Source organism: Cognatishimia activa (assembly GCF_026016445.1).
In the GTDB taxonomy this organism is placed as follows: Bacteria; Pseudomonadota; Alphaproteobacteria; order Rhodobacterales; family Rhodobacteraceae; genus Cognatishimia; species Cognatishimia activa_B.
On sequence record NZ_CP096147.1, the window covers coordinates 3,186,273 to 3,197,500 of the forward strand.

General features: G+C 54.5%; 11 protein-coding genes (1 of these 11 only partly in view). 6 read left to right on the forward strand and 5 right to left on the reverse strand.

Annotation, left to right across the window (positions count from 1 at the left end; translation table 11 throughout):
• Positions 1-125: 125 nt before the first annotated feature.
• Positions 126-986, forward strand: coding sequence for an N-formylglutamate amidohydrolase (locus M0D42_RS15900; protein ID WP_265019572.1), 861 nt, complete (start codon positions 126-128; stop codon positions 984-986).
• Between the two features lie 2 nt (positions 987-988).
• On the opposite strand, the gene M0D42_RS15905 is transcribed toward M0D42_RS15900, so the two are convergent.
• From M0D42_RS15905 to M0D42_RS15915, 3 genes are all read right to left on the reverse strand, one after another.
• Positions 989-1,447, reverse strand: a complete 459-nt coding sequence (locus M0D42_RS15905; protein ID WP_265019573.1) for a carboxymuconolactone decarboxylase family protein — start codon at positions 1,445-1,447, stop codon at positions 989-991.
• A 24-nt stretch (positions 1,448-1,471) separates the two neighbouring features.
• Positions 1,472-1,972: an RrF2 family transcriptional regulator gene (locus tag M0D42_RS15910; protein ID WP_265019574.1), complete on the reverse strand. Its 501-nt coding sequence runs from the start codon at positions 1,970-1,972 to the stop codon at positions 1,472-1,474.
• A gap of 86 nt (positions 1,973-2,058) precedes the next feature.
• The gene (locus M0D42_RS15915; RefSeq protein WP_265019575.1) at positions 2,059-3,312 is read right to left on the reverse strand and encodes a DNA polymerase IV; all 1,254 of its coding nucleotides are present in this window, start codon (positions 3,310-3,312) and stop codon (positions 2,059-2,061) included.
• A gap of 77 nt (positions 3,313-3,389) precedes the next feature.
• On the opposite strand from M0D42_RS15915, the gene M0D42_RS15920 reads away from it, so the two are divergent.
• Positions 3,390-3,788 (forward strand): NUDIX hydrolase, encoded by a 399-nt coding sequence (locus M0D42_RS15920; RefSeq protein WP_265019576.1) that lies wholly within the window; start codon positions 3,390-3,392, stop codon positions 3,786-3,788.
• Positions 3,789-3,799: 11 nt separating this feature from the next.
• Here the strand turns inward: M0D42_RS15920 and pyrF are convergent, their stop codons facing one another.
• Positions 3,800-4,501: an orotidine-5'-phosphate decarboxylase gene (gene pyrF / locus M0D42_RS15925; RefSeq protein ID WP_265019577.1), complete on the reverse strand. Its 702-nt coding sequence runs from the start codon at positions 4,499-4,501 to the stop codon at positions 3,800-3,802.
• 571 nt (positions 4,502-5,072) lie between these two features.
• Between pyrF and clpB the strand changes: the two genes are divergently transcribed.
• Complete coding sequence (gene clpB, locus M0D42_RS15930) at positions 5,073-7,688, forward strand: ATP-dependent chaperone ClpB (RefSeq protein ID WP_265019578.1); 2,616 nt, start codon at positions 5,073-5,075, stop codon at positions 7,686-7,688.
• Between the two features lie 27 nt (positions 7,689-7,715).
• Here the strand turns inward: clpB and M0D42_RS15935 are convergent, their stop codons facing one another.
• Entirely contained in the window at positions 7,716-8,339 is a 624-nt protein-coding gene (locus tag M0D42_RS15935) for a 3'-5' exonuclease (protein WP_265019579.1), read from the reverse strand.
• Between the two features lie 204 nt (positions 8,340-8,543).
• Between M0D42_RS15935 and M0D42_RS15940 the strand changes: the two genes are divergently transcribed.
• The 3 genes from M0D42_RS15940 to M0D42_RS15950 form a co-directional block, all read left to right on the forward strand.
• Complete coding sequence (locus M0D42_RS15940; RefSeq protein WP_265021191.1) at positions 8,544-10,022, forward strand: FMN-binding glutamate synthase family protein; 1,479 nt, start codon at positions 8,544-8,546, stop codon at positions 10,020-10,022.
• A gap of 107 nt (positions 10,023-10,129) precedes the next feature.
• Entirely contained in the window at positions 10,130-11,032 is a 903-nt protein-coding gene (gene msrP / locus M0D42_RS15945) for a protein-methionine-sulfoxide reductase catalytic subunit MsrP (protein ID WP_265019580.1), read from the forward strand.
• Positions 11,032-11,228, forward strand: the 5' portion of a protein-coding gene (locus M0D42_RS15950) for a GDCCVxC domain-containing (seleno)protein (RefSeq protein WP_419195974.1). The gene runs 22 nt beyond the window's last position; 197 of the gene's 219 nt are visible here — the first part of the coding sequence; it begins with the start codon at positions 11,032-11,034; the stop codon falls past the right edge of the window. Before msrP ends, M0D42_RS15950 begins: the two co-directional genes overlap by 1 nt.

Below are 11,228 nucleotides of genomic sequence, written 5' to 3' on the forward strand. Positions count from 1 at the left end.
CTAAGAAAAAAGGGCGCGGAATTCCGCGCTGGTGGAGCGGTCTATAAAAGGAGTCGTACGGGGGATCAAGAGCTTTCGACAAATATCTTTTTTGCGCTATGCTTTATTTCGGACAAGGAGTGCAGATGCCAACACGCGCGTATATTTTGGATCGCCCCAAGGAGCTCAGCTCCGCTGTTGTATTTGCTTCGCCGCATAGCGGCAACGACTATCCAGATTGGTTCATCAGACGCACAATTCTGACGATGCGGGGGATCAGAAGCAGTGAAGACGCCTTTGTAGACAGGCTTTTTGACGCTGCCCCACAGTTTGGAGCTCCTTTTCTGAAGGCGGGCGCACCACGGGCCTTTGTTGATTACAACCGAAGTGCAGACGAATTGGATCCGGCGTTGATCGCGGGTGTGAAGTGGGTTGGTAACAATCCCCGTGTTGCTTCGGGTCTTGGAGTGATTCCTCGCGTTGTCTCTAACGCGCGACCAATTTACCGCGGTAAGCTGAGGGTTGATGAAGCGGAATCTCGCTTGAACAACTACTGGCACCCTTATCACAAGGCTTTGCAATCTCTTTTGGACGAATCCAGAGCGGCCTTTGGCAGAGCGATTCTTATGGATTGCCATTCGATGCCGCGTGAGGCCTTGGAGAATGCGAGATCAACAGGTGGTCGTCGGCCAGAAATCGTCTTGGGTGATCGATTTGGAGCGTCGGCTGAGCCGGATATCGTTGATGAAGTAGAAGCCATTTTTCAGAACGCAGGATTTGAGGTGTCTCGCAATGCGCCCTTTGCAGGGGCATATGTAACGCAGCACTACGGTCGCCCTTCCCGCAGGCAGCACGCAATTCAGATTGAAATTGATCGCTCGCTCTACATGGATGAAACACGCATCGTTCCCAACGCGCATTTCAGTGATTTTCGGCGTCGCCTCCAGAGTGTAATCGCTCAGCTTGCTGATGTTGGTCGGCCCGCTCGTAGATTGGCTGCGGAGTAGCTTTAAGCCGCAGCGAATTCCTCGGTTGCATGCACGGCGCGGAAGGCAACAGATAAGCGATTCCAAGTGTTGATCATTGTTATGATCGATGTGAGAGCCACCATTTCCGCTTCAGAGAAGTGGGTTCTGACTTCTTCGAATAGCGCATCGTTTGGTGCGCGTTCGCCCAAATGTGTAAGCGCTTCTGTCCACTTGAATGCGGCACGTTCCCTTTCAGAGTAGAGGAAGCTGTCGTGCCAAGCAGAGACGAGATAGAGCCGCTGTTCTGTTTCGCCATCTTTGCGCGCTTCACGCGTGTGCATGTCTACACAATAGGCGCATCCGTTTATTTGAGACGCCCGAAGCTTCACAAGATGACGCAAGGAGGCTTCAAGCCCAGCGGCCTCAATTGCTGTATTCAGTGAGATGAAATTTTGCATAAGCTCAGGGGCCGCGCCCCAATAGTTTAAGCGTGGTTGCATTTGGACTCTCCAATTTTGCTTTGGTTATTGTGGTTGATACCTCGCCCGTTCTGCGAGGTAGGTTTCCCCACGTTTCAATACGCGGGGATCACTTGTCGCTAGGTGATCTTCCGTCACCGCAGCGATTGTGATTTCGGCCAAGGCACCGCGATATTTTTGCTCAGCTTTGAGCATCGCAATTTTGATGCCACAGGGTTTGGGATAGGCGCTGGAATCAAGAGGACAGGGCCCATTGCGCCGGATTTCTTTGCACCGAAAGGCAGGTTCGGATCCATCGACAGCCAAAACGATATCCAGAAAAGTGATTTCGCTGGGAGACTTTGCGAGCCGATAGCCTCCGAGCGGACCTGATACAGATGTAAGCAGTCCCTTTGCGACCATCGTTTTAAGATGTTTGAGCAAATAGCTTGGCGAAACGCCGAAGGCTTCGGCCAAATCGCTCGCTGACATGACCGCGTTTTCTGGCAGGCTCGCCAGAGCGCTTGCACAATGGATGGCTGCTTCTACGCCGTCGCTGAGTTTCATAATTGCCCCTTGATTCGTGGATAAAAACTATCAGGGATATAAATTATCCGCAATAAGGATGTGAAATTAAGACATCCAAACGCCCGTCAGCGCATGGAGCGCCCCTTTAGGATCGCGTCAGATCCAAAACGTTCACGTATCTTATCCGTAGCCCGTTCGGCTTTGCGTCGTTGAGCGGCTTTGGGATCAAGCAGGTCACCACTCAGGTCCGCAACACTATCTTCGACGATGTCTGAGATGCCGACGCCGATAAGCCGATACGGACCTTGGTCTCCCAGCTGATCGAACAATCCTCGCGCTGTCTGATAAATGGTATCGGCCATCTGGGTTGCGTCACGCAGGCTAATTCTACGAGAAATCAGAGAGAAGTTTGCGCGCTTCAATTTCAATGTTACGACGCGGCCAGCTTTCCCTTTGGCTTTAGCCCGATCAGCCACCTGCTCGCTCAGACGCCAGATGTGGCCGTCCAGTAAATCAATGCTGCTGGTGTCCTCAAAAAAAGTGGTTTCTTTGCTGATGCTTTTGACGGGCTGGCGCGCCGACACTTTGCGGCGGTCCTGACCACGTGCCAGATGCCAAAGACGATACCCCATCGATCCAAATCGATCAGTCAGCTCCTGTTGGTCCCACCGCAAGAGATCTGCAAAGGTGTGAATGCCTGCGCGATCTAGCCCTTCTTGGGCTGCGGGCCCAACGCCCCAAATCAACCGCACGGGTTTATCGCGCAAAAAATCATCCGTTTCAGCCTCGCCGATAACGGCAAAGCCTTGAGGTTTGTCGAGATCAGAGGCGACCTTGGCCAGAAACTTGTTATGGCTCAAACCAATCGATCCTGTCACACCAACTTCGTCTTTCATGCGTTTCACCAAGCGGGCAAGCATCACCGCTGGAGCTGCACCATGAAGTTTGGCAGTGCCTGTCAGATCGATAAATGCCTCATCCAGAGAAAGCGGCTCGATAGAGGGCGTTAACTCGTCCATTAGAGCGCGGATCTGGCGACTTGCCTCGGCATAGGCTTTCATCCTTGGCTTCACTACAACAGCGTCCGGGCAGAGTTTCATCGCCTGAAACATGGGCATGGCTGACCGAACACCGCGAATGCGAGCTACATAGCAAGCCGTCGACACCACCCCGCGCTTGCCGCCGCCAATGATGACCGGTTTGTCCGCCAGTTCCGGGTTGTCGCGCTTTTCCACACTTGCGTAGAAGGCATCGCAATCCATATGCGCTATAGAGAGATCAAAGAGCTCATCATGGCGCACAATCCGCATGCTGCCGCAATTGGGACAGCGGCGCGCATCGGTGGCTTCAGACAGGCAGTCACGGCACAGGGCAGGCATTAAGGTATCCGGTATTGGCAGAGGTCCCCAGCATAGCATTTGAGCGCGGCCAGCACAGCCGCTTTTACGGGGCAAAGGTGACAGTCTTTGTCGGCAGTCAGATTGTGACGATTCTTCGGGATGAGATTCCAGATATTCCCTGGCCGGGATATTGGGACCTGCCCGGTGGCGGTCGCGAAAACGGCGAAAGCGCCTGGGACTGCGCGGTTCGGGAGTGTCGTGAAGAAACGTCTCTTGCCGTTGTTCACAATGATTTATTGTGGGGCCGCAGGTATCAGACAAGACAACACGCGAACTGGTTCTTTGTCGCGCAGGTGGATGCCGGGCGCGTTTCTGACTTAGTGTTGGGTAGTGAGGGCCAGGAGATCCGGCTTATGACAGTCGATGAATACCTGACGCACCCAAAGGCCATTCCGAATTTTCAAATACGGCTGGCCGATTGGGTGGCAGGGATGGAAGCAACGTCAGACGTTTGAAAGCGCGATGCTTAGATTGATGCCAATTCGTCAACGATGGCTTGGGCAGCTGCACGTGGGCTTTGTGCCTGCCAGATCGGTCGGCCGACCACGATGTGATCTGCGCCATCAGAAATCGCGCTGGATGGAGTCGCCACGCGTTTTTGATCCCCCAGAGCAGCTCCCGTTGGACGCACGCCCGGTGTGACGATCAGTTTTCCCTTGGCTTCCGGAAGCGCGCGGATCAAAGCGGCTTCTTGCGGGCTTGCGATTACACCATCCGCACCAGCCACAAAGGCGTTGCCGGCACGCTCCTGAACCAAGTCGCGAAGATCGCCCTCTTTGATCAATGCGCCATCCAGATCTTGGCGATCCAGAGAGGTCAGAATGGTGACAGCGAGAATTTTCATATCACTATCCGCCGCGCCTTCTTTGGCAGCGGTGACCACGTAGGGGTCGCCATGAACCGTCAGGAAATCGAGATCAAATTGCGCCAAGCCCCGCACTGCGTTTTCCACGGTCGCGCCAATGTCAAAAAGCTTCATGTCGAGGAAGATCTTCTTGCCGTGTTCGCCCTTCAGCTCATTGGCCAGTGCCAGACCACCACCGGTCAGCATACCAAGGCCAATTTTGTAGAAGGAAACAGCATCACCAATGTCTTCGGCCAGTTTCAGACCTTGAATGGCGTTAGGCACGTCTAGGGCTACGATCAGGCGGTCGTCGGCTTTGGTCATCGGGCGGCTCCGGTTTTTTGAATGTGGCGTTGAAATCGGCCTTGTCTATGCCTGCGAACTCTACTTGGCAAGACGCTATCTTATGTGGTTCTGCCATTAAGGTAATAACGCGATGAAGCTGACGCCTCGGCAATCCGAATTTTGAAATTGTAATATGTGTTTTCCTGAATTCGGGCATGCGCCTAAGTTGCCGCAAGGCTTCTGCTGCCAAAGCGCTGTTGGTTGGTCTGTAAAACAATCGTTCCCTACGAAGTTCGCAGAGTAACTGAATGTTCTCACCTCCCGACCCAATAACGCGAATTTTGCCTTCGACAACGCCATCTGGCCGCGTTTCCTTCGACAGAAGTTCCATTCTTTTGACTTCCATGAGCTGCCCTCCAATTCAAATGGTTGGCAGAAACTCCTTAAAAGCCTCTCAATACCGCGGAATTCTTTGAAATTGCCGGATTTCCGACCGAGTCATCTTGAAGCCGCGGCCCGCATTGCCCAAATCAAATTCGAGGCCCACAATGGGGCGTGCCGCAAAGCGGGCGCCATTCCTGATCCGGGCGCTTATAGAAGGAGAGACACCATGGACTTCAACAAGTTCACGGAACGGTCGCGTGGATTCGTGCAAGCCGCACAGACCATCGCGATGCGGGAAAATCACCAGCGTGTGATGCCCGAACATATTCTGAAAGCTTTGATGGATGATGATCAGGGGCTGGCGTCCAATCTGATCAAACGCGCTGGCGGCGCACCTAACCGTGTGGTTGAGGCGTTAGAAGCGGCGATTTCGAAAATCCCTCAGGTGTCTGGTGATACCGGCCAGGCCTATATGGATAATGCGACAGCCAAGGTTCTGACAGAGGCAGAGAAGGTCGCCAAGAAAGCGGGCGACAGCTTTGTGCCGGTTGAGCGTATTCTTATGGCTCTGGCGCTGGTGAAATCCAAAGCACGTGAAGCTTTGGAGGCAGGTGCCGTAAATGCGCAGGCATTGAACGGCGCGATCAACGACATTCGCAAGGGGCGCACGGCCGATACTGCTTCAGCTGAAGAAGGTTACGACGCCCTGAAGAAATACGCGCAGGACCTGACCGAACGCGCACGCGAAGGAAAGATCGACCCGATTATTGGCCGGGACGATGAAATCCGCCGTGCGATGCAGGTGCTGTCGCGCCGGACCAAAAACAACCCGGTTCTGATCGGTGAACCCGGCGTGGGTAAAACAGCGATTGCCGAAGGTCTGGCCCTGCGCATTGTGAACGGCGACGTGCCGGAATCTCTGCGCAACAAGCAATTGCTTGCGCTTGATATGGGTGCGCTGATCGCCGGTGCGAAATACCGCGGTGAGTTTGAGGAGCGTTTGAAAGCGGTTCTGACGGAAGTCACCGAGGCGGCAGGCGACATCATCCTCTTCATCGACGAGATGCACACACTTGTGGGCGCAGGCAAGACCGATGGCGCCATGGATGCGGCCAACCTGATCAAGCCTGCCTTGGCACGAGGCGAGTTGCACTGCGTGGGCGCGACCACTCTGGACGAGTATCGCAAGCACGTCGAAAAAGACGCAGCTCTGGCGCGGCGCTTCCAGCCATTGGTTGTTGAAGAACCGACAGTTGAAGACACGATCTCGATCCTGCGGGGCATCAAAGAGAAATACGAACTCCACCACGGGGTACGGATTTCTGACTCTGCTTTGGTTGCGGCGTCGACCTTGAGCCACCGCTACATCACTGATCGTTTCTTGCCAGACAAAGCCATCGACTTGGTGGACGAAGCCGCCAGCCGTTTGCGCATGGAAGTCGACTCTAAACCAGAGGAGCTGGATGCTTTGGATCGCCAGATCCTGCAGTTGCAGATCGAGGCGGAAGCCCTACGTCTGGAGGATGATGCAGCGTCCAAAGATCGGTTGGAGAAGCTCGAGAAAGACCTTGCAGACCTGCAAGACAAGTCCTCTGAGATGACGGCCCAGTGGCAGGCTGGCCGGGACAAGCTGGCGTCTGCTCGCGATCTGAAAGAGCAGCTTGATCATGCACGCGCGGAACTCGATATCGCCAAGCGCGACGGCAACCTCGCGAAGGCGGGTGAGTTGAGCTACGGCGTTATTCCGGGGCTGGAAAAACAGCTCGCCGAGGCCGAATCCACTGAAGGTGACATGACCATCGAGGAAGCGGTGCGACCAGAGCAGATCGCTCAGGTTGTTGAACGATGGACCGGTATTCCGACTTCAAAAATGCTGGAAGGTGAGCGCGAGAAACTGCTGCGCATGGAAGATCAGTTGCACAAGCGGGTGATTGGTCAGGGGCAGGCTGTAACGGCCGTGTCCAATGCCGTGCGTCGTGCGCGCGCTGGGCTGAATGATGAGAACCGTCCGCTTGGCTCGTTCCTGTTCCTTGGCCCAACCGGTGTGGGTAAAACCGAGCTGACAAAAGCGGTTGCGGATTTCCTCTTTGATGACGACAGCGCCATGGTGCGCATTGATATGTCGGAGTTCATGGAGAAACACGCAGTTGCGCGTCTGATCGGTGCGCCTCCGGGCTACGTGGGTTACGATGAAGGTGGTGTTTTGACCGAAGCCGTGCGGCGCCGGCCATATCAGGTTGTCCTGTTTGACGAGGTTGAAAAAGCCCACCCCGATGTCTTCAACGTGCTTCTGCAAGTGTTGGACGACGGTGTCCTGACCGATGGTCAGGGCCGGACGGTTGATTTCAAGCAGACTCTGATCATCCTGACGTCTAACCTTGGATCGCAGGCGCTCAGCCAATTGCCGGAGGGCGCGGATGCCTCTCAGGCGCGGCGCGATGTGATGGACGCTGTGCGGGCGCACTTCCGTCCTGAGTTCCTGAACCGCTTGGATGAGACCATTATCTTTGATCGTCTTGGTCGCGAAGATATGGACGGTATCGTTGATATCCAGCTGGCGCGTCTGCGCAAACGTCTGGCAGCACGTAAGATCGAGATCACGTTGGACGAAGCCGCACACAAGTGGCTGGCCGACGAAGGCTATGATCCGGTCTTTGGCGCGCGACCACTTAAGCGCGTCATTCAGCGTGCGGTGCAAAACCCGTTGGCCGAGATGATCCTATCTGGTGACATCAAAGACGGGGCTGTCATTCCGATCAGTGCCAATGAAAGCGGGCTGATGATCGGGGATCGCTTGGGCACCACAAATGCTCCGCGGCCGGACGATACTGTGGTTCATTAAATTCGCGAATAAGAACAGGCCGGGTTTTTATCCGGCCTGTTTCTTAAAGTCGAAGGCAAGTTGCTGCGGCTTTAGCGGTGGCACCAGTTTGGAAAGCTCCACGCCCAAAACCTTCTGCGCTTTTAGCACAACAAGGGCAGAGGCCCGCGCGTCTTCACCTGCATCATGGTGTTGAAAGTCCAGCCCCAGGACCTTTTTAAGATTTCCAAGCCCATGTCCGCCGTTGCCTTTCAACTCTGGCCAGGCCTTGCGTGCGACTGTGACACTATCCGTCCAATACCAGGGCGGCACGGGTAAGCCATAGAGCTTGCAGGCCGCTGCGATCGCTTTCTCATCAAAGCGGCTGTGCTGTACCAAGGCATGGCGTGCCAAAAACGGGGCAAGTGCAACCCAAAGTTCTGGGAATGTGGGTGCGTTCGATACGGTCTGTGCACTGATTCCGTGGAGTTCGGTGTTGAAGGACGCGAAGTCCGTCTGGGGATTGACGTAACAAGACCAGGTCAAAACCGACCCGTCGTCAGCCGCACATCCAAGCCCGATTTGGCAAATACTGCCGTGCTCACGACTGGCGGTTTCGACATCCAGCGCGACAAATCGAAAAGCGCGCTTCGCCAAAGGTGACATCAGTTGATTTAGGTTGGTATTTGCCATGTCAGAAGTGATCTCGTGTAAGCCTTCAAAGGTCAATGTGAATTACGTGCCCGCCGTCATGCAGAAAGTGGGTCTGCAACATTTCTCACGAAACCACGTTTTTGCGTGGCACTAACGTGACTTGCCCATTGAGCTCATCTCTCTCACTCTAACGACAGAACCTGCCAGCGAGTACGAAGTGAAAGTGAGCCAGTCATGATGTCGATGGAAAACGCCTTTTATATTGTCGAATTTCTGGGGCTACTTTTTGTCTGGGTCATGGGCCTGTTGGCGTTTGTTGCAGTCGTCCTATTCATTATTGACCGCACACAAACCGGCGATGCCGTGCGCCGCAACTATCCGGTTATTGGCCGGTTCCGGCATATCTTCTCTGAACTTGGCGAGTTCTTCCGGCAGTATTTCTTTGCGATGGACCGTGAAGAAATGCCCTTTAACCGCGCTCAGAGAGAGTGGGTTGCTCGGGCAGCGGCAGGCAAAAGCAACACGATCTCTTTCGGGTCGACACGCAATATCAATGTGACCGGAACACCGATCTTTGTGAACGACCCTTATCCGCCGCTGGATGATCAGTTTTCGGCTTCTGAAGCATTGCAGATCGGGCCCACCGCCCGGACGCCCTGTAATGCACCGTCATTCTTTAACCTGTCTGGCATGAGCTTCGGCGCTCTGTCACGTCCAGCCGTTCAGGCTCTGTCGCGCGGCTGTAAAGAAGCAGGCATCTGGATGAATACCGGGGAAGGGGGGCTGTCGCCCTATCACCTTGAAGGCGGTTGCGACATCGTTTTCCAGATCGGCACTGCAAAATACGGGGTGCGGGACAAAGACGGAAACCTGAGCGATGAGAAACTGCGCGAAGTGGCGGCGCATGAAAATGTTCGCATGTTTGAGTTGAAACTGGCGCAGGGGGCCAAGCCGGGTAAAGGAGGCATCTTACCTGGCGAAAAGGTGACCGAAGAGATTGCTGCGATCCGCGGTATTCAAGTTGGCGAAAGTAGCCTCTCGCCGAACCGACATCGCGAAATCAGCAACAATGATGAGTTGTTAGATATGATCAGCCACATCCGCGAGGTCACAGGCAAACCTGTTGGTATCAAACTTGTGGTGGGCTCTCCCGACCATACGCGGCAGCTGTTTGAGGCGATATCAAAACGCGGCCCGAACGCAGCCCCTGATTTCATCACAATTGACGGTGGAGAAGGCGGAACTGGCGCTGCCCCCATGCCATTGATGGATCTTGTCGGCATGACCATACGTGAAGCGCTCCCGCGTGTGGCGGACCTGCGGGCAGAATTCGGTTTGAGTGATCGCATCCGTTTGATTGCCAGCGGCAAGCTTATCAATCCGGGAGATGTGGCCTGGGCTTTGGCGGCAGGGGCGGATTTCATCGTATCTGCGCGAGGCTTCATGTTCTCGCTTGGCTGCATTCAGGCTTTGAAGTGTAGCAAGAACACCTGCCCAACGGGGATCACGACGCATAATCCGCGTTTCCAAAAAGGTCTGGTGCCGGACAGCAAGTATAAGAAGGTCGCTCATTACGCCAAAGGGATCGTAAAAGAGGTCGAAGTGATCGCCCATTCAGTTGGTGTTAGCGAACCGCGCAAACTACGGCGTCACCATGTCCGTCTGGTGCTGGATTCTGGGCGCTCTGAGGGGATGAACCTGATTTACCCAGAGGCCGGTTAAGTCCAAAGGAGCAATTGTTACAGCCAGCCCACCGGAACGTTATGCAATGTGGTTTGGCTTGCGTCAGGACTAGGCCTACATCACAATCAAAGCAATAGGAGTGATGAATGGCCTACCGTTGGAAGAACGACCTGACCCGTGATGACGTAACCCCTTATGGCGCCTACATGAACCGGCGTCAGCTGATGGCGGGTTTCGCAGGTGTCGGTCTTGCCGCAATGGCAGGTACCAAGGCGCAGGCCATGGAGCTGGAAGCGAACAGCTGGGAAGAAATCACCACCTACAATAACTTCTACGAGTTCGGCACCGGCAAAGGCGATCCAGCGAAGAACGCGCACCGTTTGACAACCGATCCTTGGACCGTGACGATTGATGGCATGGTGGATCGCCCCGGTGATTATGCTTTCGACGAAATCATGGCCGCCATGACTGTTGAAGAGCGCATATATCGTTTCCGCTGTGTAGAGGCGTGGTCGATGGTGGTCCCGTGGAATGGGTTTGAGCTGAAAGATCTACTTGATTTGGCGGGTGTGAAATCCGGCGCGGAATATGTGGCCTTTGAAACACTTTATCGTCCCGATGAGATGGTTGGCCAGAAGTTTGGCGCCCTGGATTGGCCCTACGTCGAAGGGCTGCGTCTGGACGAAGCCATGCATCCGCTGACCATTATGGCCACCGGCATTTACGGCAAAACCATCCCGAAACAGAACGGTGCTCCGATGCGTTTGGTTGTGCCTTGGAAGTATGGTTTCAAATCGATCAAATCGATCGTGAAAATCACGCTGACAGACAAAGAGCCTCCGACCAGTTGGAACAAAGCAAATGGCCGTGAGTACGGCTTCTATTCGAATGTGAACCCAGAAGTGGATCACCCACGCTGGTCTCAGGCGACCGAGCGGAAAATCGGCGGTGGTGTTTTTGCCAAACGCGTCCCGACCTTGATGTTCAACGGCTATGAGGATGAAGTTGCCAGTCTCTATGATGGCATGGATCTTCAGCGTTTCTATTGATCCGGAGCATTCTGATATCCAAGCTCACTTGTCCTAAGTGTGGGCATGATGAAAAGCTGACGATGCCGACAGACATGTGTCAGTTCTTTCATGAGTGCGCAGGATGCGGAGTGGTGCTGAAACCGAAAGTCGGAGATTGTTGTGTGTTTTGTTCCTATGGCACTGTGCCATGTCCGCCCATTCAACAAGGCTCTGA

Coding starts and splice junctions, on each gene's coding strand:
- M0D42_RS15900 (WP_265019572.1), top strand. CDS start 126: ATGCCAACACGCGCGTATATTTTGGATCGCCCCAAGGAGCTCAGCTCC.
- M0D42_RS15935 (WP_265019579.1), bottom strand. CDS start 8,339: ATGGCAAATACCAACCTAAATCAACTGATGTCACCTTTGGCGAAGCGC.
- clpB (WP_265019578.1), top strand. CDS start 5,073: ATGGACTTCAACAAGTTCACGGAACGGTCGCGTGGATTCGTGCAAGCC.
- M0D42_RS15905 (WP_265019573.1), bottom strand. CDS start 1,447: ATGCAACCACGCTTAAACTATTGGGGCGCGGCCCCTGAGCTTATGCAA.
- pyrF (WP_265019577.1), bottom strand. CDS start 4,501: ATGACCAAAGCCGACGACCGCCTGATCGTAGCCCTAGACGTGCCTAAC.
- msrP (WP_265019580.1), top strand. CDS start 10,130: ATGGCCTACCGTTGGAAGAACGACCTGACCCGTGATGACGTAACCCCT.
- M0D42_RS15940 (WP_265021191.1), top strand. CDS start 8,544: ATGGAAAACGCCTTTTATATTGTCGAATTTCTGGGGCTACTTTTTGTC.
- M0D42_RS15915 (WP_265019575.1), bottom strand. CDS start 3,312: ATGCCTGCCCTGTGCCGTGACTGCCTGTCTGAAGCCACCGATGCGCGC.
- M0D42_RS15910 (WP_265019574.1), bottom strand. CDS start 1,972: ATGAAACTCAGCGACGGCGTAGAAGCAGCCATCCATTGTGCAAGCGCT.